The organism is Saonia flava, from assembly GCF_011927795.1.
Taxonomy (GTDB): domain Bacteria; phylum Bacteroidota; class Bacteroidia; order Flavobacteriales; family Flavobacteriaceae; genus Saonia; species Saonia flava.
Genome location: NZ_JAATJJ010000002.1, coordinates 107,211 through 133,458 on the forward strand (window position 1 = coordinate 107,211; position 26,248 = coordinate 133,458).

The 26,248-nt window shown below is 37.3% G+C and carries 16 protein-coding genes; 13 read left to right on the plus strand and 3 right to left on the minus strand.

Going from position 1 to position 26,248, the window contains the following annotated elements; all coding sequences use genetic code 11:
• Positions 1-110: 110 nt before the first annotated feature.
• Genes GGR42_RS12595 through GGR42_RS12610 form a run of 4 tightly spaced genes read left to right on the plus strand, consistent with a single transcriptional unit; the run spans position 111 to position 5,995 of the window.
• Entirely contained in the window at positions 111-560 is a 450-nt protein-coding gene (locus tag GGR42_RS12595) for a MarR family winged helix-turn-helix transcriptional regulator (protein WP_167964727.1), read from the plus strand.
• A gap of 7 nt (positions 561-567) precedes the next feature.
• Complete coding sequence (locus GGR42_RS12600; protein WP_167964729.1) at positions 568-2,964, plus strand: 3-hydroxyacyl-CoA dehydrogenase/enoyl-CoA hydratase family protein; 2,397 nt, start codon at positions 568-570, stop codon at positions 2,962-2,964.
• Between the two features lie 4 nt (positions 2,965-2,968).
• Positions 2,969-4,159 carry an acetyl-CoA C-acyltransferase gene (locus tag GGR42_RS12605; protein WP_167964731.1) on the plus strand — a complete coding sequence of 397 codons (1,191 nt, stop codon included), beginning with the start codon at positions 2,969-2,971 and terminating at the stop codon, positions 4,157-4,159.
• Between the two features lie 24 nt (positions 4,160-4,183).
• Positions 4,184-5,995: an acyl-CoA dehydrogenase family protein gene (locus GGR42_RS12610; RefSeq protein ID WP_167964733.1), complete on the plus strand. Its 1,812-nt coding sequence runs from the start codon at positions 4,184-4,186 to the stop codon at positions 5,993-5,995.
• Between the two features lie 72 nt (positions 5,996-6,067).
• Here GGR42_RS12610 and GGR42_RS12615 read toward each other — a convergent pair whose 3' ends face one another.
• On the minus strand, positions 6,068-7,870 hold the full coding sequence (locus tag GGR42_RS12615; protein WP_167964735.1) for a glycoside hydrolase family 15 protein: 1,803 nt from the start codon (positions 7,868-7,870) through the stop codon (positions 6,068-6,070).
• A 103-nt stretch (positions 7,871-7,973) separates the two neighbouring features.
• Here GGR42_RS12615 and GGR42_RS12620 point away from each other — a divergent pair, with 103 nt between their 5' ends.
• The 7 genes from GGR42_RS12620 (at position 7,974) to GGR42_RS12650 (ending at position 17,734) form a co-directional block, all read left to right on the plus strand.
• A complete protein-coding gene (locus GGR42_RS12620) occupies positions 7,974-10,184 on the plus strand; it encodes a bifunctional alpha,alpha-trehalose-phosphate synthase (UDP-forming)/trehalose-phosphatase (RefSeq protein WP_167964737.1) in 2,211 nt (736 codons plus the stop codon).
• A 25-nt stretch (positions 10,185-10,209) separates the two neighbouring features.
• The gene (locus tag GGR42_RS12625) at positions 10,210-10,851 is read left to right on the plus strand and encodes a TMEM175 family protein (RefSeq protein WP_167964739.1); all 642 of its coding nucleotides are present in this window, start codon (positions 10,210-10,212) and stop codon (positions 10,849-10,851) included.
• Positions 10,851-12,182: a M28 family metallopeptidase gene (locus tag GGR42_RS12630; protein WP_167964741.1), complete on the plus strand. Its 1,332-nt coding sequence runs from the start codon at positions 10,851-10,853 to the stop codon at positions 12,180-12,182. Before GGR42_RS12625 ends, GGR42_RS12630 begins: the two co-directional genes overlap by 1 nt.
• Positions 12,182-13,813 (plus strand): M1 family metallopeptidase, encoded by a 1,632-nt coding sequence (locus tag GGR42_RS12635; RefSeq protein ID WP_167964743.1) that lies wholly within the window; start codon positions 12,182-12,184, stop codon positions 13,811-13,813. The genes GGR42_RS12630 and GGR42_RS12635 overlap by 1 nt, the downstream gene beginning before the upstream one ends.
• 109 nt (positions 13,814-13,922) lie before the next feature.
• On the plus strand, positions 13,923-14,651 hold the full coding sequence (locus GGR42_RS12640; protein ID WP_167964745.1) for a nitroreductase family protein: 729 nt from the start codon (positions 13,923-13,925) through the stop codon (positions 14,649-14,651).
• 290 nt (positions 14,652-14,941) lie between these two features.
• Positions 14,942-16,123: a PQQ-dependent sugar dehydrogenase gene (locus tag GGR42_RS12645; RefSeq protein WP_167964747.1), complete on the plus strand. Its 1,182-nt coding sequence runs from the start codon at positions 14,942-14,944 to the stop codon at positions 16,121-16,123.
• A 123-nt stretch (positions 16,124-16,246) separates the two neighbouring features.
• A complete protein-coding gene (locus tag GGR42_RS12650) occupies positions 16,247-17,734 on the plus strand; it encodes an ArnT family glycosyltransferase (RefSeq protein ID WP_167964749.1) in 1,488 nt (495 codons plus the stop codon).
• Between the two features lie 201 nt (positions 17,735-17,935).
• Here the strand turns inward: GGR42_RS12650 and GGR42_RS12655 are convergent, their stop codons facing one another.
• A complete protein-coding gene (locus GGR42_RS12655) occupies positions 17,936-21,343 on the minus strand; it encodes a ThuA domain-containing protein (protein WP_167964751.1) in 3,408 nt (1,135 codons plus the stop codon).
• A gap of 155 nt (positions 21,344-21,498) precedes the next feature.
• Complete coding sequence (locus GGR42_RS12660) at positions 21,499-22,278, minus strand: NUDIX hydrolase (RefSeq protein ID WP_167964753.1); 780 nt, start codon at positions 22,276-22,278, stop codon at positions 21,499-21,501.
• Positions 22,279-22,364: 86 nt separating this feature from the next.
• Here GGR42_RS12660 and GGR42_RS12665 point away from each other — a divergent pair, with 86 nt between their 5' ends.
• The gene (locus GGR42_RS12665; RefSeq protein WP_167964755.1) at positions 22,365-22,940 is read left to right on the plus strand and encodes a YdeI/OmpD-associated family protein; all 576 of its coding nucleotides are present in this window, start codon (positions 22,365-22,367) and stop codon (positions 22,938-22,940) included.
• Between the two features lie 75 nt (positions 22,941-23,015).
• On the plus strand, positions 23,016-26,231 hold the full coding sequence (locus GGR42_RS12670; protein ID WP_167964757.1) for a VPS10 domain-containing protein: 3,216 nt from the start codon (positions 23,016-23,018) through the stop codon (positions 26,229-26,231).
• The last annotated feature ends 17 nt before the right edge of the window (positions 26,232-26,248 follow it).

Sequence of the window (26,248 nt, forward strand, 5' to 3'; positions counted from 1 at the left end):
CAAAAACCCCCATTCCATAATCATACATTTTCATTTAGTCGATTTTTCTTAAATTTATTATGCATGCATAATAAATTTTTTATATATTTGAAAGATTGAAAACCGACCATATGAAAGAAATGACGATAGATTATGCTCTTAGAGCTACATGGCAGGCAGTATCTAAAATGTATAATGAAGAAGCCAAGAATTTTGATTCTACAATGGCCGTTGGTTTTACACTGCTCAGCATAAGTCGTTCAATGGGAACTCCCTCTACGGCATTGGGGCCCAAAATGGGAATGGAGGCAACCAGCTTGTCAAGGATTTTAAAAAGAATGGAGGAAAAAGGGTTTATTTATCGTAAGCCAAACCCAGAAGATGGGCGAGGGGTTTTAATTCATCTTACTCCCCTTGGATTGCAGAAAAGGGAGGATTCAAAAAACGCTGTTTTACGTTTTAATGACGCCATAAAAGAGAATGTTTCCGAGGAAAAATTAGATACCTTTTTTGAAGTAATAGAAACCATCAATAAGGTAATTTCAGAAAAAGAGATTTTTACAAAAACAACAACCGATTAATTATAAAATGAAAAGACATATTAATAAAGTAGCTGTTATTGGTTCAGGTATCATGGGGAGCGGCATTGCTTGTCATTTTGCCAATATTGGTGTAGAAGTATTGTTATTTGACATTGTTCCCAGGGAACTCAATGACAAAGAAAAAGCGAAAGGACTTACTTTAGAGGATAAAGCGGTGCGTAATCGTTTGGTGAACGATTCGCTTACAGCCGCATTAAAATCCAAACCCTCTCCTATTTATCATCAGAAATTTGCAAATAGAATTACCACGTGCAATCTTGACGATGATATTGCAAGAGTTGCGGAAGTGGATTGGATTATTGAAGTGGTGGTAGAGCGATTAGATATCAAAAAGAAGGTATTTGAAAGCTTAGACAACCATCGAAAGAAAGGTACTTTAATTACGTCTAACACATCTGGTATACCTATTCATTTTATGAGTGAGGGAAGAAGTGATGATTTTCAAAAACATTTCTGTGGAACACACTTCTTTAACCCAGCGCGCTATTTAAAGTTGTTTGAAATTATTCCTGGACCTAAAACTTCCAACGAAGTATTAGACTTTTTAAACGGATATGGGGAGCAGTATTTGGGCAAAACTTCGGTTATTGCCAAAGACACTCCAGCCTTTATAGGAAACAGAATTGGAATTTTCAGCATTCAAAGCCTTTTCCACGCTGTCAAAGAAATGGGAATGACCGTAGAAGAAGTTGATAAATTGACCGGTCCCGTAATTGGTAGACCAAAATCCGCTACATTCCGTACAGTAGACGTTGTTGGTTTGGACACCCTAGTACATGTTGCCAACGGAATCCATGAAAATTGTAAAAATGATGAACGTTTAGACCTTTTTGAATTACCGGATTTTATTAAAACCATGTCAGAAAATAAATGGCTTGGCAGTAAATCTGGTCAAGGATTCTATAAAAAGGTAAAAGGTGAAGGTGGGAAAAGTGAAATATTGACATTGGATTTAGATACGATGGATTATCGTTCTAAGAAGAGTGCAAAATTTGCCACATTAGAGCTCACCAAAACCATTGATAAAGTTGTGGACCGTTTTCCTATTTTGATAAATGGAAAAGATAAGGCCGGAGAGTTTTTTAGAAAAAGTTTTGGGGCTTTATTTGCCTATGTATCGCATCGTATTCCTGAAATAACGGATGACCTATATAAGATTGATGATGCCATGAAAGCCGGTTTTGGATGGGAGCATGGGCCTTTTCAAATATGGGATGCCATTGGTAAGGAAAAAGGATTGGAGTTAATAAAGGCAGAAGGGCTAACCGCAGCCGATTGGGTTAAGGAAATGAAAGAGCCTTCTTTCTATTCTGTAAAAGACGGTGCCACTTACTTCTACAATATTCCTAAGAAAGGAATGGAGAAAGTTCCTGGACAGGACTCTTTTATTATTTTGGATAATATTAGAAAATCCAAAGAGGTATTTAAAAACAGTGGTGTTGTAATCGAGGATTTAGGAGATGGAATCTTAAATGTTGAATTCCAATCAAAAATGAACACCATTGGAGGTGATGTTTTGTCAGGTTTAAATAAAGGTATAGATTTGGCCGAAAAGGACTTCCAAGGTCTTGTAGTTGGTAATCAAGCTGCGAACTTCTCTGTTGGAGCCAATATTGGAATGATTTTCATGATGGCCGTAGAACAAGAATATGATGAGTTAAACATGGCCATTAAAATGTTCCAAGATACGATGATGCGTATGCGATACTCTTCTATTCCTACGGTTTCTGCCCCCCATGGAATGTGTCTTGGTGGTGGTTGTGAACTATCACTTCATGCAGATAAGGTAATTGCCGCAGCAGAAACATATATTGGTTTGGTAGAGTTTGGAGTGGGTGTTATTCCTGGTGGTGGTGGTTCAAAAGAATTTGCCCTTAGAGCTTCCGATTCGGTTAGAAAAGGGGATGTAGAACTAAATATACTTCAAGAATACTTCTTAACGATAGGTATGGCAAAGGTATCTACCTCCGCCTACGAAGCCTATGATTTGGGAATCCTTCAAAAAGGAAAAGATCTTGTTGTGGTAAATAAAGACCGACAAATAGCAACTGCAAAGGCACATGCTAAGTTAATGGCAGAAGCTGGCTATACAAAACCTGTAAAAAGAAAAGACGTAAAAGTATTGGGTAAACAAGCATTGGGAATGTTCTTGGTAGGTACAGATGCTATGGAAGCCAGTAGATATATAAGTGAGCATGATCATAAAATTGCAAACAAATTGGCATATGTTATGGCAGGTGGTGACCTATCTGAACCTACTTTGGTGACCGAACAATATTTATTGGATTTGGAACGTGAAGCATTCTTATCACTTTGTACCGAACGTAAAACATTGGAACGAATTCAACACATGCTAAAAACAGGGAAACCTTTAAGAAATTAAAAAAATGAAAACAGCATATATAGTAAAAGCATATAGAACAGCGGTGGGTAAGGCCCCAAAAGGAGTTTTTAGGTTTAAAAGAACCGATGAATTAGCTGCTGAAACCATCGAGTATATGATGAAGGAGCTTCCTCAATTAGATAAAAAACGCATTGATGATGTTATTGTTGGCAATGCAATGCCGGAAGGCTCCCAAGGGTTGAACATGGCCCGCTTAATCTCTTTAATGGGATTGGATATTGTTGATGTTCCCGGTGTTACGGTAAATCGTTTTTGTTCTTCAGGAATCGAAACCATTGGCATAGCAACTGCAAAAATTCAGTCAGGAATGGCAGATTGTATTATTGCTGGTGGAGCAGAAAGTATGAGCTCTGTTCCTATGACGGGATATAAAACAGAATTAAATTATGATTTGGCCAAATCTGGACATGAAGATTATTATTGGGGAATGGGAAATACAGCTGAGGCTGTCGCCAATGAGTTTAAAGTATCTAGGGAAGATCAAGATGAGTTTGCCTACAACTCTCATATGAAAGCATTGAAAGCACAGGCGGAAAACCGTTTTCAGGATCAGATTGTTCCCATTGATGTGGAACAGGTATATGTTGACACCAACGGAAAAAAGGCAACAAGAAAGTATACGGTTACTAAAGATGAAGGACCAAGAAAAGGAACTTCAATTGAGGTTCTTAATAAATTACGTCCTGTTTTTGCCGCTGGTGGAAGTGTAACTGCTGGGAACTCCTCTCAAATGAGTGACGGTGCCGCGTTTGTCTTGGTTATGAGCGAGGACATGGTAAAAGAACTAAATATTGAGCCTATTGCACGTTTGGTAAACTATGCAGCAGCTGGTGTTGAGCCTCGCATCATGGGAATTGGTCCGGTAAAAGCTATCCCAAAAGCTCTAAAACAGGCTGGTTTAAAACAAGATAATATTGAATTAATTGAGCTTAATGAAGCTTTTGCATCACAATCCTTGGCTGTTATGCGCGAATTAAATTTGAATCAAGATATTGTAAATGTAAATGGTGGTGCCATTGCCTTGGGACATCCTTTAGGTTGTACCGGAGCAAAATTATCTGTCCAATTATTTGATGAAATGAGAAAAAGAAATATGCAGGGCAAATACGGCATGGTAACCATGTGTGTGGGAACGGGTCAAGGTGCTGCAGGAATCTATGAGTTTTTGAATTAAAGGGTTATATAAAATTTTATACAAATGAGTACAGATACAATAAATAAAGAGATTTTACGAGGAGGTCAATTTCTCGTAAAAGAAACTAAATGCGAGGATATTTTCACTCTTGAGGATTTAACCGAAGAGCATAAAATGATGCGCGATTCAACAAAAGAATTTGTTGATAGGGAATTGTGGGCACATTGGGAAAAATTTGAACATAAGGACTATGCTTATACAGAGGAATGTATGCGTAAGGCCGGGGAACTGGGTTTGCTAAGTATCGCAGTACCCCAAGCGTATGGTGGCATGGGAATGGGATTTGTTTCCACTATGTTGGTCTGTGATTATATTTCTGGTGCTACTGGTTCCTTTAGTACGGCCTTTGGTGCTCATACTGGCATTGGAACTATGCCCATAACACTCTACGGAACTGAAGAACAAAAACAAAAATATGTTCCAAAATTGGCTTCTGGAGAATGGTTTGGAGCCTATTGCTTAACGGAACCTGGAGCTGGCTCAGATGCTAATTCTGGTAAGACAAAAGCAGTTCTATCAGATGATGGAAAGCACTACAGTATTACGGGTCAAAAAATGTGGATTTCCAACGCCGGTTTTTGTAACTTATTTATTGTTTTTGCCCGTATTGGTGATGACAAAAACATAACTGGGTTCATTGTTGAAAACAATCCAAAAAATGGAATTACTTTAGGGGATGAAGAGAAAAAACTAGGGATACACTCCTCCTCTACCCGTCAGGTATTTTTTAATGAAACCAAGGTTCCCGTGGAAAATATGCTTTCAGAGCGTGGAAATGGCTTTAAAATTGCCATGAACGCCCTAAACATTGGTAGAATTAAATTGGCAGCTGCCTGTTTGGATGCCCAACGTAGAATCATTGGTGAAGCTGTAAATTATGCCAATGAAAGAATTCAATTTAAAACTCCAATTATAACTTTTGGTGCTATAAAATCTAAGATAGCAGAAATGGCAACTGCATGTTATGCAAGTGAATCTGCAAGCTACAGAGCTGCCAAAAATATTGAAGACAGGATTTCCCTTAGGGAAGCAGCAGGAAATTCACACCAAGAAGCAGAACTAAAAGGTGTTGAGGAATATGCAATTGAATGTTCCATTCTAAAGGTGGCAGTTTCAGAATTGGTCCAATTTGTCTCAGATGAAGGCATTCAAATTTTTGGGGGAATGGGCTTTAGTGCAGATGCCCCAATGGAAAAAGCATGGAGGGATGCACGTATTTCTAGAATATATGAAGGCACCAATGAGATAAACAGAATGCTTTCTGTTGGTATGTTGGTCAAAAAAGCAATGAAAGGGCATGTTGATTTATTGGGCCCTGCAACAGCCGTTGGTGAAGAATTAATGGGAATCCCTTCTTTTGACACTCCAGACTTTTCAGAGTTGTTTGCAGAAGAGAAAGACCTTGTTGCAAGACTTAAAAAAGTATTCTTAATGGTGGCAGGAAGTGCTGTACAAAAGTTTGGTCCTGAACTGGAACAACATCAACAATTAATGATGGCTGCCTCAGATATCCTCATTCAAGCTTACATGGTGGAATCCACAATTCTTAGAACAGAAAAGAATGCAAAACGTTTTGGTGAGGAAGCCCAGGCTGCACAAATAGCCATGTCCAAACTATATCTTTACAATGCAACGGATATAGTAGTTAAAAAAGGAAAAGAAGCTATCGTTTCATTTGCTGAAGGAGATGAACAACGTATGATGTTAATGGGACTTAAACGTTTCACAAAATATACCAACAACCCTAATGTAGTGGCTTTACGCACACAAATTGCTGATAAAGTAGCTGCAGATAATGGTTATACCTTTGACTAATTCAAGTAAGTGCTTTAAGTTTTGAAGCTGAATTTGAGAAACGCTCCCTTTGGGAGCGTTTTTTTGTTTACCCTATTCCCGCATAGATTCCAATATTTTTTCTTCTCCCTCTTTTTTAGAGAAGTTTACAGCGCATTCTATCAATGCCAAATGAGAATATGCCTGTGGAAAGTTTCCCAATAACCTTTTAGTTTTAAAATCAATATCTTCGCTAAACAATCCTAAATGATTGCTATAGCTCAATAATTTATCGAATTGTGCCATTGCTTTTTCTTCCTCCCCAATTTTAAAAAGGCTGTTTATAAACCAAAAGGTACAAATGGTAAAAGATGATGAGGGCAATCCAAAATCATCCTCATTTTTATACCTATACAATAACCCATCATTGCTTAATTCCGCCTCAATTGCCTTAACAGTGCCCACATATCTTGGGTCCTTGGCATTAATAAATCCATAAGGTTCCATTAATAGTACAGAGGCATCCAAATGTGAAGAACCATAGGACTGTACAAATGCATTTTTCTTTTTGTTCCATGCATTTTCATGAATATCTTCTCTAATTTCTTTCTCCAATAGGGTCCACTTCTCAATTTTTACAGATTTCCCAAGAATCTTGGCCACTTTTATTGCTCTGTCAATAGCTACCCAGCACAAAACCTTTGAGAACGTAAAATGCCTGTCCTCTGCCCTAAATTCCCAAATACCTTTATCCGCTTCTTTCCAATGGTTTCCTACAATCCAAACAATTCCCTTTGTAATGCCCCATAGTTCTTCACCATTCTCAATGTCCATACTAAACTTAGCCAACTGTTCATAGATGACATCCATTAGAATGCCATAAATATCATTCTGCTTTTGTTTATAGGCCGCATTTCCAACACGGACGGGCTTTGACCCTTTATAGCCGCTCAGATGCTCCAAAGATACTTCTGTAAGTTTCTTTTCTTTATTGATACCGTACATTATTTGTAGTTTTTCATCCTTATCGGGAATAAGGTCAATGATAAACTGCAAATATCGTCTAGCAATATTTTTATGCCCTAGTTCGGACATTACCTTTATAACCATAGAGGAATCCCTTATCCAACAAAAGCGGTAGTCCCAATTACGAACTTCACCAATTGTTTCTGGCAATGAGGTGGTAGCAGCGGCTAAAACAGCCCCCGACTTATCATAGCTCAACAGCTTTAATGTAATGGCACTGCGCATAATTTGGTTATTGTATTTTTTATAATTGGGTGTCTTATTTACCCAATTTAACCAATAGACCTTAGTACGTTCTAATTCTAAATACAATTTACGGGTAGATGGCAATAAAATTTTCTCATTGTAACCAAACAGAAAATAACCATCCTCTGTCACCTCCATTTCCCTACCTTCAACAACTGCATTTTTGTTATACGAGGTGTACAGGAATACCGTATCAAATTTTTCTCCCTCCGTAAGGCTTACCACAAAATTATGTTTAACATAGGTCTTTGTCTCTCCTGTGGCATACTCCAGTCTTGGGTCATATTTTACACTGAATTTAGGCCTGCCTGATATATGTTTAATGTACCTAACCACCTCTGGAGGAGACTGATAGCCTCCATTTTCCTTGTAGTACCTAGGCATAAAATCATGTACTTCAAAAATATTTTTACCCTCAGAAAAAATAGTGATCAATATTGCGCTATCCTTTTTATATCGTTGCTCTATTGAATAATTTTCTCCAACATTGATTTCAAAACTCCCGCCAATTTCTTCATCAAGAATTTTAGCAAAAACCGAGGATGAATCAAACTCTGGTAAACAACACCATTCCAAAGACCCAGTTTTAGAAATCAATGCTGCACTCCTACAATTTCCAATAATTCCGTAATCCAAATTATTCATACACGCAATATCCTTAATTCTTTTTCTATTAATTTTTTATGCCATCAATTTTGCCGAAATTTAGAGAAATTAATTTCAAGAAAGGTCAAAACATATCCAATTTATGGGGAAAACTATCATAATCTCAAACAGATTACCCGTTCAATTACAAATTCATAATGGTTCTATAACCGCAACACCGAGCGTAGGTGGTTTGGCAACTGGTATGAAATCTGTGCACAAAGGGGGTGAAAGTCTTTGGATAGGATGGTCCGGGCTTACTGATGAAGAAATACCACAAATTCTTGCTCCCGCCATTGACAATGCCCTAAAAGAGCAAGGCTGTGCAAAAGTAAAACTAACGCAAAATGATATAGATGGATATTATTTTGGTTTTAGTAACCGTACCATTTGGCCACTGTTCCATTATTTTCTTGAATACTCTGAGTTTGAACTAAATTTCTGGGAATCGTATAAATCGGTCAATCAAAAATTTGCCGATGCCATTATTGAGCAATCGGATGAAGATGATATTATTTGGGTTCATGACTATCAACTAATGCTTGTGCCACAACTGGTCAAGGAAAAAAGGCCAAACGCCAGTATTGGTTTTTTTCTACATATCCCATTTCCATCCTATGAAATATTTAGAACACTGCCTTGGCGTCAAGAATTGTTGCAAGGTTTGTTAGGGGCAGATTTAATAGGTTTCCACACCTATGATTATGAAAGACATTTTTTAAGTTCTGTAAGACGTTTGCTGGGGCTGGAAGTAAGTTTTAATGATATTTATCTAGAGAACAGGACAATAAAAGTTGATTCTTTCCCAATGGGGATAGATTATAAAAAGTTCAGTGAGTCTGCCCAATTACATGATGCAAATAAAAAAGATAAACGTTCAGATTTTCAAAAAAGATTGGACCAACACAAAGAATCCTCTCCAGATACAAAATTAATAGTCTCCATTGATAGGTTGGATTATAGTAAAGGTATTGCCAAGCGCATCAATGCCTTTGAATATTTTTTAAATAAATACCCGGAATATAAAGAAAAGGTTCGCCTTATTATATTGGCGGTGCCCTCCCGTTCCAATGTGCCACAATACCAATTGCTTAAACGTGAAGTAGATGAACTAGTTGGACGAATAAATGGAGAGCTATCCACGGTAAACTGGACACCCATTTGGTATTTTTACAGATCACTCCCTTTTGAAAACCTAATAGATTTATATACCTCCAGTGACATTGCTTGGTTGACACCCCTTAGGGATGGAATGAACTTGGTTGCCAAAGAATATATTGCCACGAGAACGGATAAGACCGGTGTTCTTATTTTGAGTGAAATGGCAGGTTCCGCTTACGAAATGAATGAAGCCCTATTAATTAACCCAAACAATTTTGAACAACAAGCGGATACTCTAAAAATGGCCATTACCATGCCTGTTGAGGAACAAATACGCCGAAATACTTTATTACAAAATAGATTAAGTAGGTACAATGTGGAAACTTGGGCCAATCATTTTATGGAAACTCTTGTCAACCAAAAAAATGGAAACAATGATTTTGTTTCAAGAAAAATGAACGATTCCATTTTAAGCGCTGTTACCAAGGATTACAAAAAAGCCAAAAAACGGTTGTTATTTTTAGATTACGACGGCACGCTCGCAGGCTTTCACAAAGACCCACAGAAAGCCTCTCCAGATGAGGAACTTTATAACCTTTTGGATGTGTTGCACAATCAAAAAGATACAACTCTTTTCTTGATCAGTGGTCGTGATAAACAAACATTCACCAAATGGTTCCTGCCTAAAAAGTACAATATGATTGTAGAACATGGTGTTTGGATTTCCCGCAATGGTGAAGAATTTAAGCTTTTAGAAAAAGTAAATGGGGATTGGATGGAAAAAATTCAACCCGTTTTGGATTCTTTTGTCGACCGTACCCCAGGATCATTTATTGAGCAAAAAAATTATTCTCTGGCCTGGCATTATAGAAATACCGACCCAGATTTTGGTGCCAAAAGAGCAAATGAACTCAACGAAGTTCTAACTGGTCTAATTGGAAACGATGATATAAGTGTTCTAAATGGTAACAAAGTAATGGAGGTAAAAAGTAGTAATGTAAACAAAGGAAGAGCCTCTGTGCGAATGCTGGGAGAAGATGCTTATGATTTTGTTTTTGCAATAGGTGATGACTGGACAGATGAATACATGTTCCAAGAACTTCCAGAAAGTACGGTAACCGTTAAAGTGGGAGTGCAAAAAACACAAGCAAAATATTTTGTGGAAAACACTAAAAAAGTAAGGGAACTTTTGAAGCAGTTTACAAAGTATTGACTAAAATTAGTATGGCATAAGACAAATGAAATTTCTTCACAACATTAGTAGGATAGAGGCTTTTAGTGATGCAGTTTTTGCGTTTGCGGCAACGTTAATGGTTGTTTCCTTGGAAGCTGTGGATGGGTTTTCTGTATTACACATAAGTTTTACAGCCTTTATAGGTTTTGCCATTAGCTTTTTCGTGTTGATCATGCTATGGAAAATGCATTATAATTTTTTTAGAAGAACAAATTATATAGACAATTGGATCATCGCGTTTAACTCTGTTTTGCTGTTTGTGGTCCTATATTATGTCTTTCCATTAAAATCCATGATTGGTTCCCTAACAAATTTATTTTTTAGAAATGGTGGGGGCATGACCAAAAATGAACTCGTTCAATTGTTTTTACTCTATGGGGTGGGTTTCTTTTTAATTTTCCTATGCATTTCTCTAATGTATTATAGAGCCTATAAAAGAAGTAAGGAAATAGACAATGCACTAACCCTATTGTTCTATACTAGGCATTTTGCCATTTTTTGTGGGGTTGCCGTCTTATCAATTCTACTTTCGGTATCAGAATTTGGATTAATTATTGGCGCTCCAGGATTCATCTATTCCTTAATTGGTCTTTTTTGCTATCTCCATGCCAAACAATTCAATAAAAAACACAACACTTTAATATAATGAAAAAAACACTTTTTTTAATTTCTTTACTAGCGACCGTAAACTTATTTTCACAGACAGATAGTCGAATTTATGACATTATAAATAGCGTTTCAGCGGATCGAATAGAAAAGGACATTACTACACTTGCCAATTTTGGAACTCGCCATACTCTGAGTGATACCATTTCTGAAACCAGAGGTATTGGAGCTGCTAGAAGATGGATAAAGTCAGAATTTGAAAAAACATCAACAGATTGTGGAGGTTGCCTGGATGTTTTTTACCAAAAGGATTTTATAAAAAAAGGGGATAATGCAAGAATTGTGCATGATGTCTGGGTGGTAAATGTTGTTGCCGTTCAACATGGCACAAAATATCCAAACCGTTTCATAATCATGAGTGGGGATATAGATTCCCGTGTAAGCGACCCCACAAATTTCACCTCCGATTCACCGGGGGCCAATGACAATGCCAGTGGCATGGCAGGAACCATGGAAGCCGCCCGCGTACTTTCCAAGTATAAGTTTGAGAACAGTATTATTTACACCGGTATTTCTGGTGAAGAGCAAGGTTTATATGGCGGTAAGGGTCTCGCGGCATATGCTAAAGAAAAAGGTTGGGAAATCATCGGCATTCTTAACAATGATATGATTGGAAACATCAAAGGTGTGGATGGTATAGTGAGCAATGTGGATTTTAGAATATTCTCCGAACCTGTTCCGCCTACAGAAACGGAACAAGAAAGACGTGCAAGACGTTTTTATGGAGGGGAAGTGGATGGTATATCCAGACAATTGGCCCGCTATGTCCACAAAACTACGAAAACATACATGCCAGAAATGAACCCCATGCTTATATACAGATTGGACAGGTTTGGTCGTGGTGGCCACCATAGACCTTTTAATGATGCTGGCCATGCTGGAATTCGTATTATGGAAGCGCATGAAAATTACACGCAACAACATCAAGATATTCGTGTTGAGGACGGAATTGAATATGGTGATGTACTAAAGCATGTAAACTTTGCTTATGCCAAAAAGCTCACAGCGGTCAACGCCATTAATCTGGCATCCATAGCATGGGCTCCCCCCGCTCCCAAAGAAGTTAAAATTGGAGGTATTGTAGAACCTTCTGCCAAATTTGAATGGAGCAAGGTAGACGGAGCTATTGGGTATAAAATCTATTGGCGGGACACCACTTCCCCAACTTGGGACAATAGCAGATATGTAGGTAATGTAACCGAATATACTTTGGATGGCATAGTGATTGATAATTTCTTTTTCGGAATTGCAGCTGTCGGAGAAAATGGCCATGAAAGCTTAGTAGTATTTCCTAATAAAATATTGAGATAATGATAAAAAAAATTCTTTTTACCTTCCTAATGGGAACTGTTTTGGTTGCCAAAGCCCAAGAGCCCAAATTCACAGAACAAGACACCTTAAGAGGAAGTATTACTCCAGAACGTGCCTGGTGGGACCTTACTTATTACCATTTGGACATTGAAGTGAATCCTGATGAGAAATTTATTTCGGGCACCAATACCATTCGCTATACGGTGCTGGATAAGAACCAAGTACTTCAGATAGATTTGCAACCCCCTATGCAGATTGACAAAGTCACTCAAAATGGTAAAGAATTAAAAGTGGAGTCCAATATTAACGCCCATTTTATCTCTCTAAAAAAGAAGCAAAAAGTAGGTGAAACCTATGAAATTATTGTGCATTATTCTGGGCATCCAAAAGAGGCAGTCCGTGCTCCATGGGATGGCGGGTTTTCTTGGAAAAAAGATAGTAATGGCAAAGATTTTATAGCCACATCTTGTCAAGGATTGGGAGCCAGCGTTTGGTGGCCAAATAAGGACCATATGTATGATGAAGTGGATAGTATGGACATAAGTGTCACCGTGCCCAAGGGTTTAATGGATGTCTCCAATGGAAGACTTATAAAAGTGGAGGAGCACCAAAGCACTACCACCTATCACTGGGCAGTGGAAAACCCTATAAATAATTATGGGGTGAATGTAAATATTGGTGACTATGTATATTTTGGGGAGAAATATAAGGGTGAAAAAGGCCCATTGGACATGGACTACTATGTACTAAAGGATAACCTCGAAAAAGCACAGGAACAGTTTAAGCAGGCTCCTTTAATGATGGAAGCTTTTGAACATTGGTTTGGCCCCTACCCTTTTTATGAAGATAGTTTTAAACTAGTGGAAGTTCCATATCTGGGCATGGAACACCAAAGTTCTGTTACCTATGGGAACCAATATGGCAATGGGTATTTGGGGCGTGACCTTTCTGGCTCTGGCTGGGGTCTAAAGTTCGATTATATTATCATCCATGAAGCAGGCCATGAATGGTTTGCAAACAACATTACCTATAAAGATGCAGCAGATATGTGGGTGCACGAAGGATTTACCATGTACTCGGAAAGCTTATATTTAGATTATCATTTTGGCACAAAAGCAGCTTCTGAATATATCCTTGGGGTTAGAAATAGTATTAGAAACAAAAGCCCTCTTATTGGTATTTACAATGTAAACAAAGAAGGTTCCGGCGATATGTACAATAAGGGTGCAAACATTCTCCACACCATAAGACAGTTAATAGAAGATGATGAAAAATGGCGCCAAATATTGCGGGGGCTCAACAAAGAGTTCTATCACCAAACAGTGACTACGGCCCAAATAGAAAATTACATAAGTAAAAAAACAGGAAAAGACCTAAGCGCCTTTTTTAACCAATATTTACGTTCAACCAAAATTCCTGTTTTGGAATATACTATAGAGGGCAATACCATCACCTATAGATATACCAATGTGGTAGAGGATTTTGATATGCCCGTTCGTGTTTTTACCGGAGATACAGAACACTGGTTATTTCCCCAAAAGGATGAAGCATGGAAAACAGAAAAATTAAAGGGTGATGTGGCATCTTTTAAGGTAGATCCTAATTTTTATATAGAAACAGAAAGGAGGTAAGCCTAAAAAAAATAAACGCACAAAGGTACGTTTATACAATTGTTGCAACACATTTTGAACATTGGGCATGGAAACAAACTTTACTTTTTAATTCTTACTTAATAAAAACATGGAAAAAACAGTTTCAGAAGCTATTTCTTACAGAAGATCTGTAAGAGTATATAAAAACGAATCCATTGATTCTAAAAAAGTAAGACAATGCATAGTTAATGCCTCCTTAGCTCCAACGAGCAGTAATCTTCAACTTTGGGAGTTTTATCACATTACCAATAAAGAAATATTAGGTGAAATGGCCAAGGCTTGTTTAAACCAGAGTGCGGCAAAGACCGCACAGCAACTGGTTGTTGTTGTAGCTCGTAAAGATTTGTGGCGAAAAAGAGCAAAAGCCAATATAAATTTTTTAAACAAGGTGTATGATAAAGAAGGTCTTAGTGATCGCGATTTGAAGCGAAAAAAAATGGCTTCTGATTATTATAGTAAATTGATTCCAACTATTTATACAGATTTTTTGGGAATACTAGGTTTCATTAAATATATTGTCTTTCAAATCATTGGTTTTTTTAAACCAACATATAGGCAAACCCGATTAAGTGATATGCGGATTGTAGCCCATAAAAGTGCTGGATTAGCCGCCGAAAACTTCATGATAAGTATGGCAGCAATTGGCTATGATACGTGTCCTATGGAAGGTAGTGATACCTTAAGGGTAAAAAGAATTTTAAAGCTTCCTACGAATGCAGAAATAACAATGGTTATTGCATGTGGAATAAGAGATGATAAAGGAATCTATGGACCACGTTTTAGAGTTCCATTTGATGAAGTATATCATGAAATTTAATTCATTTCTGTGCGTATTACATACTTGTCCTGTTAATTCAAAATATAAAGGAAAGCCTTATGAAGTGCCACCTCAAAAAAACAGACAAAATAAAAGAAACTTATCTGGAAATTTCAATTTTAAAAATACAATACAACCAGAATTAAAATAAGGAAAGCACAACAACATGTATAGCTCATTTCGGTGGAATTTCTTAAACAAAAATCCTTAACTTTAAGGAATAGTGAATCTAAGCGGATGATTTCGATTGGGATTCTCGTTAACAAAATACTAGTGTAAACCAAACAACCTTGAAGTCCATTAAACTATTATTTGCATTCCTTTTAGTCGGTTGTCTAATAAGCTGCCAAAGCAACATTGTTAAGGTTCCGGATTCCCCCTACCCTATTAGCAATGATTCCTTTACTATGGATACCATTGCACAAGGGTTTACCATTCCCTATGGAATAGCCATAGTTGAAGATAACGAATACTTCATCACAGACAGGATTGGGAAAATGTTCCACTTTAAAAATGGTACTAAAACCGAAATAACTGGAATGCCCCAAGTTGTAACTTTTGGCATCTCTGAATTACGTGCAATTTTACATGGTGGGCTTATGGATGTTAGTATTCATCCCAATTACCCAACCAACTCATGGATATATATTTCCTATTTGGATTCTGATGGTTTGGCAAAGGTATCTCGATTAAAAATACAGAACAATGCTGCTACCCAGTTAGAGACTATTTTCCAAACAAGAAAAACAAATTATACCGGTAACGGAATGCGGATAATTTGGGAGGATGACACCCATTTCTTTCTAAATGTTGGAAATTCCAATTTTTCAACGAGCACAAACCCAGTTTTAAATGCACAAGACCTAAATGACGATGCTGGTAAGATACATAGGTTAATGGAGGACGGGAGCATACCCTCCGATAATCCTATTTTTGAGGGTTTTACATCCCCCACAACCATTTGGAGTTATGGACATAGAGATGTACAAGGTTTATATTATGAGAAAACAACCCATACCCTGTTTGGAGTTGAGCATGGCCCCAAAGGAGGAGATGAACTCAATATCATTGAAAAGGGAAAGAATTATGGTTGGCCTCTTTTTTCTTATGGCATTAATTATGATGGAGCTACCGTATCCACAATTTCAAAAGACTCTGCTGCTGTCTTTACGGTGTTGCCAGAACATTACTGGACGGTTCCAACACATGATGGAGGACAAGCTGTTGCTCCTGCATGTTTATTAAAAGTAAATGGAAGTACTATTTCTGATTGGAATGACTATTTTCTTTTTGGTTCATTGGCATATAGAAGACTTATGAAATATAACCGTGAAACCAATGAAACATATGGCCTTGATATCGAAGGAAGGGTTAGAACACTAAAACAATTACCAAGTGGAGATATACTGGCTTTAATTGAACGAAACAATCTCAACCAAGCAAATGGACAAATAGTAAGAATAAAGAATTGAAAACAAGGTCTATACATTTTATTGTTTACACTATTGCATTCTATTAGAAACCCAACCAAAAACAGTGAAGATAAAAAGCAACTACTTCTTCCCTAACTATCCAATACAGCCAAAAATACCCCAATGAAAAAATACTTGCCAATACTTCTAATTCTTTCAACTATTAAACTAATATTTCAATGGCTTGGAAATCGGAACTACGGATTTCATCGTGATGAATTACTTCATTTATCAGTTAGTGAGCATCTAAATTGGGGATTTATGGAATTTCCACCGCTTATAGGTTTACTGGGGAAAATATCTTTTTGGCTTTTTGATTATTCTCTATTGGGAGTACGCTTTTTTCCAACTCTTGCCGGTGTTGGTATTCTAATTTTATGTTGTTTAATTGCTAAAGAGCTTGGTGGAAAAGCAAAAGCCATTTTACTTGCGGGTATATGTGTCTTGGCATTTCTTCCATTTTACAGAAACCATACCTTATTCCAACCCGTAGCTTTTGACCAATTATTCTGGACCTTAGGCTTTTACTTTGTCATTAAGTTTATCAACTCACAAAACAAAAAATTCCTTATCCTTTTAGGAATAACCTTAGGCTTTGGGTTAATGAACAAATACACTATACTAGTTTGGGCCTTTGGACTATTTGTTGGCTTATTTTTCCACCAAAAAGGAAGTGTGTTTAAAGGAAAATGGACATACATTTCGGCTTTAATTTCATTAATTATTTTCTTGCCAAATATTATCTGGCAAGTTCAAAATGATTTTCCACTCTTAAAACATTTACAAGCTCTTAATAAAACCCAATTGGATGATATGAATCCAATGGAATTCGGGCTTGAGCAATTAAACTTTCCATTTACACTTATTGTTAGCCTTTTTGGTTTGGGCGCATTTATAATAGATAAAAACTTAAAAAAATACAGAACAATTGGAATTGCATCGTTAGTTATTTTTTGTACCATGTGGCTATTAAACTCTAAAGCATATTATGTGTTTGCCATTTATCCGGTTCTTTTTGCTGGTGGTGCAGTGAAGTTAGAATCTTCATTGTCCAAAAAAAAATGGTATATATACGCAATTGCAGGAATTGTCCTGTTGCCTTCAATATATTTTATTCCGGAAGCAACACCTATTTTACCTATAGAAAAGTATGTTAAATATGCCCAACTTAAAGAGAAAAACGGAAGAATAGAATTAAAGGAAGATTATGCAGATATGTTTGGTTGGGAAGAACAAGTAAAATTAGTGGATAGTGTATACCAAACGTTAAGTCCTAAAGAAAAAAACAATTGTGTTTTATGGGCTGAAAACTATGGAGAGGCTGGTGCTCTCAAAATATTGGGAAAAAAATATAACCTTCCAAATCCAATTAGTAGACATGGAAGTTTTTGGACTTGGGGGTATGGAAAGATAGATGCTGATGTTTGGATTAGCCTGGGCAACGAAAAAACGTCTGTGGAACATGTATTTGAAGAAGTAATATTGGTGAAGACAATTACTCACAAATATGCAATTGACGAAGAAAATGGAATACCTCTTTTTATTTGTAAAGAGCCAAAAATTGATATCAAAAAATGGTGGGAAGGTTATGAAGAACATATATTTGATTGAAAGGTAAAGACACTACCATACCATATGCAATTAAGCGCTCATATGTTTACTAAATTAAAGCTCTTTGTCATTGCAATTATGGGGTTACAGTGAAAAAGTTTTTCAAACACATTTCCCAAAACAAAATAATAACCAAACCCTTGTATAAAAAAAGAGCCGGCTTAAAGCCGGCTCTTTTTTTCAAACTTAATTATTCCTTTTTTAATTAAAAGTAGCATTGGCCAAAGCAACCATTACAGCTTCTTCAGTCTCCTTTTGTCTATTATAACTAATGTACAAAGTCTGTTTTCCACTTAAGGCGGTTGTCAATGGAATTACAATGGGCGCTCCTTGTGGTCCCAATGGGGTATTTAAACTTCCGGAGCCAATTAATTCACCCTCGGCATTGTTTAAACGCACTTCAAAATCAAAACCAACTACCGGTGGTGCTTGCCACATGGACATTAAGGTAACAGCCTTTACACCAGACAAATCAATATCCTCCATTACAAACCATCCCGTTGCACTGTTCACTATGAGTAAATCCATCCCGTTATAGTTCATACTCATAAAACCTTCACTATCTGCACCTGGATCAAAAGAAACTGTATTGCTCGTTAAAGCAACTGTCTTAACTCCGGTCAAGGGTTTCACTCCATTTTCACCACCATCTGTATAACTGGCACTCAGTACCATTGTTGAACCAGAGTTACTTGCTTCCGGTACTATTTTTCCAGACAATGGCAAAGAAGCCTTTTTAGGTCTTGTATCGGCTAAGGATAAAATCCAATTGGCAATCTGCGCTTTTTCCTCTACAGTAATATCTGGATGAGCTGGCATGTTTACTTCTCCCCAAACTCCACTACCACCTTGAACAATCTTTTCTTGGATATACCTAAAATTACTGCTTCGTCTACCTGTTTGGTACTTCTTAGAAACCTCCAAATAGGACGGGCCTATGGATTTTTCATTCTCCTTATGACAAGATTTACAATCCATGGTCTGGGTCAATACTTTCCCAGCAATGGACGCAGAGGCTTGTTGATGTCCTACATTGGATAAAGAAGCCTCATCCATTCCTTCCATATAATTTACGGATACATAGACATTGGAATCATCAATTGTATCGGAACTACCATCATCGGTCACAGAAACCTTATACTCCACAGCCTGGCCTGGAATAAAGAAAGACTGATTACCTCCAACAATATCAATTTTGACTTCTGGTCTTGTGTTTCCAACAAAAATATTGGTTACCTCACTACTGGCAGAAGCTCCTTCATCATCTTTTGCTTCAACCGATATTTTATACTCTCCATTATCAGCATAGGTATAGGCAACTTCTGGTACATTGGTTTCCTTGGTTTCTCCATTTCCAAAATCCCAAACATAGGTTATATCGTTTCCTTCTAAATCTTCGGCCATAATCTTGGCGTTAATGGCCATTGGTGATTTACCAGAGGTTACATCAACCTCAACGCCTTCTATCACAGGAGGTCTGTTTCCTCCATTAAAATCAATATAGCTTAAACCAGAATCATCATTATTGGCAAACCAGCCACTACCGTATTCCAATAAATAAATTCTACCTTCTGGACCAACTTCCATATCTATTAAGTTATTTAACTTAATATCCGGGGCAAAAGGTTCCATTTTATTAAAATCTCCATTAGGGTCCAAGGTTACAGCTTTCATCCACCCACGAATCCACTCGTAGATAATTACTTTACCATCATAATAATCTGGTAGTCTGCTTTCTCCTTCAGGGTACATATCTGTATAATATACTGGCCCGGCCATAGCATTCCTACCTCCAGTCCCCACTCCAGGAAAATCACTGGAAGCTGTATATGGATACCAAATAAATGCTGATTTTGCAGATGGCAATTCGGTTAAACCTGTATTATTTCTAGAATTGTTCAGAGGTTTCTCTGGGTCAAAAGCCATTCCACTCTCTCCTGTTTCATAATTATATTCTCTATAGGCATAATTATCACCTATAAAATAGGGCCAGCCATAGTTACCTGCTTCACGAGCCTGTCCTACTTCATCGTACCCTCTGGGGCCGCGGGTTTCCAAACTGTCCGCACGGGCATCGGGCCCAACATCTCCCCAATATAAATTTCCATTCTTTTGATCCACTGAAATTCTATATGGGTTTCTATGTCCCATAGTATATATTTCTGGTCTTGATTTTGGCGTTCCCACTGGGAATAGGTTCCCTTCTGGAATATCATAACTACCATCCTCATTTACTTTTATACGCATAATTTTTCCTCGTAAATCGTTGGAGTTACCAGAAGAACGACGAGCATCAAATTGCTCATGTCCTGGGGTATCGTTTAATGGCGCAAAACCATTATTTACATATTTTTCTCCTTGCTCATTAAAAGGAGTTGAATTATCTCCTGCTGATAAATACAAAAGGCCGTCTCCCCCAAAGGCAATAGAACCTCCGGTATGGCAACAGATTTCCCTCTGGCTTTCAACCTCAAGAATAATTTGTTCGGAGCCCATATCAATGGTATCATTTTCAAATTTAAATCTGGACAATCTATTCACCCATTTATCCCCAGTAGGAGCATAATACATATAAACCCAATGGTTATTGGCAAAATCTGGGTCTTTTTGTAATCCCATCAACCCTTCTTCTGCATTCACCCCAGGAGTATTCAAGGTTTTATGGTACACATCCAAATAGCCCACCTGTTTTACCTCTTTGGTATCATGCTTATATAACATTATCTCTCCTCTTCTTTGGGCTACCAATACATCTCTGTTAGGTAGAATCGCCATTTCTGTAGGTTCATAAAAATCACCTACAACCAATTCTACTTTTGTAAAACGGTTTGCATCTGGTGGCACCATGGAAGTAGCTTTGGAGTAGTCCAATTTTAAATTATCACCAATTGCATATTGTATACCACCTAATAAGTGTTTTAGATAGTTTTCTTCTGTATAACTTTCCTCTGTGTGTCCTAAAGCTGTATAAAAGGCTCTCCCTCCATCAAACTCATGGTACCAGCTCATGGGATGAAAATCTCCATTTTCCCCACCTTCATAGGTACTTTCATCAACTGTAAGGATTACATTAACATCTGGATTAATTTTTTTGTAATTGTACATTTCATCGGCACGGTGCCAAATTGAATCTGTAAAAAAACTTGTTGCTGGGAAATTAGCATCTTTTATATGAAAATCCGCTTCGGGTGTTCCGGCTGGGTGACTTTGGAACCACGCTCCTGCCAATTTACCATACCAACCCCAAGAATATTCCGTATCAGCGGCAGCATGGACTCCTACGTAACTACCTCCTGCCTGTATGTAACGCTCAAAAGCAACTTCCTGTTTTATATCCAACACATCCCCGGTTGTGTTTAAAAAAATAACAGAGGCGTATTTTTCTAGATTTTCTTCACTAAAAGAATCGGAAATAGTTGTGGTATCAACTTCAAAACCATTTTCATCTCCCAATTTTTGAATGGCCGCAATACCATTGGGGATGGAGGCATGCTTAAAGCCCATTGTTTTGGAAAACACCAAAACTTTGGGTTTCCCCTCCCTTTTCTTACTACATCCAGCAAGTACAATAGCTAGACATCCAATAATGCACAAAACAATTCTCTTCATTCGTTCGGTTTTTTAAAATTTTAAGTCAGTTTTTGTTGATTTCGTATTAATTAAGATGAAAAAATAAGCATTTAAAAAAATTAAATTCTTAAAACTAATATAAAATTTATTTATTGTGTATAAAAAACACAATATAATTTTGCTTAGCCAAAAATTTAAATGGCCAGCACTATTCCATTTTTAAGAGCTTCATTGTATTTTTTCATATCAAATTGATACAGTTTAGGTGACCTGTGCTGTCCTATTTTTTTAACTTCTTTGGTATCCTTTATCAATTCTAATTTCAACAATTTTTTAGAAAAATTTCTACGGTCCAACTTTTTGTCCAATATGGTCTCGTATAAGGATTGAATTTCTGGGAGCGTAAATTTGTTTGGCAATAAATTATATCCTATTGGGATGTGGTACAAATTTATACGCATATTCCTAAGGGCATACGACAACATCTCATTATGATCAAATAAAAGTTTTGGAACTTGGTTTATATCTTGCCAAACTAATTCCTCGATGAAGTAATCGGTCATCAAATTAACTTGTGAATACTCTACAAGTGCATAGTATCCAATACTAATGGTTCGTTCATGCAACCAGCTATTCTTGGGAAGAAGATACCGATTATTCCCAGGGGAAAAAGAAAGGCCTTCCTTTTCCTTTCTCCTAAATTCACTATCTCCAAAAACATGGAATTGTTTTAGATAAAGTTTATCCAAGGATGTTTTCTCTTTGAGAATTCTGGTCGCAGCATTACTTAAGGTTTCCTTTTTCTTTATGAACCCCCCAGGCAATCCCCATCCATCCAATCCTCTCCATTTTGCCAACAATATTTTCAACTCTTTCCCATGATAGCCAAATATTGCACAATCAATTGTAAGGTTAGGAATATAATACTTGTCCCCGTTTTCCAGAAAATCATGAAATTCTTTTTCGGTTTTCATTCACTTAAAATTATACGTTTAAAACCTGCTTAAATATAATAACTTATTCCTGTTTACTTATTTTTACAGAATTGAAGACAAAACTAATGTCACTATTACCTGAGCTATATTTTAAAAATGATACGGAATGGCGTGCATGGTTACATGAAAACCATGAAACTTCCAAAGGTGTTTACCTAATTTTTTACAAAGTAGATCATCCTATGGAAAGTATGCGCTGGGAGGAAGCTGTAAAAGTTGCTTTATGTTATGGCTGGATTGACAGTACTGTTAAAAGTTTGGGGAACGGTAAGCGGCGTCAATATTTTTGTTCCAGAAACGATAGAAGTGTCTGGAGTAAAGTGAACAAAACTCATATTGAAGATTTGTTGAAAAATGAATTGATGCATCCAAGTGGTCTTGAGAAGATAAAATTGGCAAAGAGAAATGGTTCTTGGAAAGCACTGGATGATGTTGAAAATGGTGTTGTTCCCAAGGATTTAAAGGAGGCATTTAATAAAAATCCATTGGCCTATAAAAACTACTTGGGTTTTGCTCCTGGGTATCGCAAAAGTTATCTGTATTGGCTCAATCAGGCAAAAAGGGAAGAAACACGTTTAAAAAGAATATTGGAAATCGTTGCGTTATGTGAACAAAATGTAAAGTCTAGAAACAATTGGTAATTTCTACATCTGTTTTTAGAAATGAGTTATAAGATTTCTGTACCTTTAAGCGACTAATTAACTGAACCAATACTGATGAGAAAACTTCTTTCCTTGGTAATGCTTTTTGCATTCCTATCTATTACCGCACAACAATTTAAAATGGACATGGTCCAAGACATGAAGCCCAGAAATATTGGCCCTGCCGGTATGAGCGGTCGTGTTACGGCTATTGATGTGGTGCACTCCAACCCAGATATTATGTATGTGGGCACCGCCTCTGGTGGATTATGGAAATCTACCTCTGGGGGCATTAAATGGGAGCCTATTTTTGAAAAAGAAGTAACAGCTTCCATAGGGGCTGTTGCCATTCAACAATCCAACCCTTCTGTTATTTGGGCAGGAACTGGGGAAGGCAACCCCAGAAATAGTCTCAATGGTGGATATGGTATCTACAAATCTTTGGACGGTGGCAAAAGTTGGAAATCCATGGGGTTAGAGAAAACTAGACATATTCATAGGGTTATTATAGATCCTATGAACCCAGATATCGTTTATGTGGGAGCTATTGGCTCTCCATGGGGTGAACATCCAGAACGTGGGGTTTTTAAAACTACAAATGGTGGTGAAACTTGGGAAAAAGTACTTTTTGTAAATAACAAAACAGGGGTTGCCGATATGGTCATGGATCCCACCAATCCCAATAAATTGATAGTTGCCATGTGGGAACACAAAAGAGATCCTTGGTTTTTTAAATCCGGTGGTGAAGGAAGTGGCCTCTATATGACCCATGATGGGGGGGGGAATTGGAAAAAACTTTCTGATGAAGATGGCATGCCAAAAGGAGATTTGGGAAGGATTGGAATAGCTATTAGCAAAAACAAACCTAATGTAGTTTATGCACTTGTAGAAGCTAAAAAAAATGCATTGTACAAATCTGAGGATGGAGGTTTTAAGTGGAAAAAAACTAGCGATAAAGCTGATATTGGAAATAGACCCTTTTACTATTCGGAAATTTATGTAGATCCACAGAATGAAAATCGCCTATACTCTGTCTTTACGTATATAAACGTATCTGAGGATGGAGGAAAAAATTTTAAGCAGTTAATGCCCGCTTATGGAGTGGACAATGGAGTTCATCCAGATCATCATGCCTGGTGGATACATCCAAACAATGGTCAGTTTATGATAGATGGAAATGATGGAGGTTTAAACATTACCAAAGACGGTGGAAAAACATGGCGCTTCATTGGCAACCTTCCCGTGGCCCAATTTTATCATATAAATTATGACAATGAATATCCATATAATGTGTATGGAGGAATGCAGGACAATGGTTCTTGGAGAGGTCCTGCCTACGTTTGGCGGGCCCAGGGAATCCGTAATAGCTATTGGCAGGAAATTGCTTTTGGTGATGGTTTTGATGTGGTTCCAGATTTGGATGATTCCCAATATGGATATGCTATGAGTCAGCAGGGATTTGTATCTCGTTATGATTGGAAAACGGGCAATAATTATATTGTACGTCCTACTCCACCAGATGCTACCACTAAACTTCGATTTAATTGGAATGCTGGTATTGGCCAAGACCCATTTGATAACAGTACTGTATATTTTGGAAGTCAATTTGTTCATAAGAGTACGGATAAAGGATTAACGTGGGAAGTTATTTCCCCTGATTTAACCACTAATGACCCTGAAAAACAAAAGCAAAGTGAAAGTGGTGGATTGACCATGGACGCCACGGGAGCAGAAAACCATTGTACCGTTTTGGTGATAGAACCTTCCCCAGTAGAACAAAATATGCTTTGGGCAGGGACTGATGATGGTCGTGTACACTATACACAAAATGGAGGTGCAAATTGGATTGAGGTTACCCAAAACATAAAAGGGTTGCCCAAAGGCAGCTGGATTCCCCAAATAAAAGCTTCTAAAAAAAATAAAGGAGAAGCGCTTTTAATTGCAAATGATTACAGGCGTTTTAATTATACCCCTTATGCATATCGCACAAAAGATTATGGTAAAATCTGGACTCGCATTGTGGATGCCAATGACGTAAAAAGCTATGCTCTTTCTATCATTGAAGATCCAGAAAATTCAAATCTTATGTTTCTTGGGACCGATGATGGTCTGTACATTTCATTTAATGCAGGAGGTTCATGGCAAAAATGGACAGAAGGATTCCCTACAGTTTCTGTAAAGGATTTGGCAATTCATCCTAGGGAAAATGATTTGATTATTGGAACTTTCGGTCGCGCCGCATGGATTTTGGATGATATTCGTCCTTTACGTGCCTTGGCTGCTGACAACTCTATTTTTGAGAAAGAAATTGAGCTGTTTAGCCCTCCAGTGGCCTATCAAGCAGCATACCAACAACCCACAGGAAGTAGATTTGGTGGCGATGCCATATATAATGGTGAAAACAAAAAGGCCGGTGCCATGCTTACCTACTATCTAAAGGAAACTACAAAAAAAGAAGAAAAAGATAAAAAAGAGGAAGAGGAAGAGGAAAAAGAGGAATCTAAAAATGAAGACAATAAGCCAAAAGAAAAAACAAAAGACACCGTATTCTTTACGTTTTATGATGGTGACAGGTTGATTAGAACTTTGAAACAGAAAACACCGAAAAAACCAGGGTTTCATAGAATTTACTGGTATATGGATGAAAAAGGACCTGATAGACCCGCTAGAAAAATTAGTAAAAGAAAAACAGAACGAGGAGGGCTCAATGTAAAACCGGGAACATATAGCGTGAAAATGCTTTATGGTGATTTGGAAGAAGAAACTACAATAACTGTAAAAAGCGACCCTAGACTCAATGTATCTATAGCATCTATCAATGAAGTCTATGAAACCTCCAAGCAAATACAAGAATATACCCAAACTGCGGCCAATGCAGTGAAACAATTGGTAGAAAGCAAAAATGTGGCCGAGAAATATCAAAAAGAATTAAAGGAATTGGACAAGGATAAATTTAAAGACCAAATAAAAGCTTCTAAGGACATTGCTCAAGAAATAGATTCCATAGTGGCTCTATATATTGGAAAAGTGGATAAACGACAGGGAATTACAAGAAACCCAGAGATTACAGTTATACAGCGTATTAATAATGCCAATAGGTACACAGCTACAAGAAAAAGCGGTGTTACGGATACAGAAAAACGTTTAATAGAATTTGCAGAGGAAGAGTTAAAAAGTGCTTTACAAAAAACCAATGGCTTTTTTACCGATAAATGGAAAGCCTATAGGGAAACCATGGACCAACTAGAGGTTTCGCCATTTAAAGAAACGAAAATATTTAATATAGATTAGAAACAGAAAAACTATTA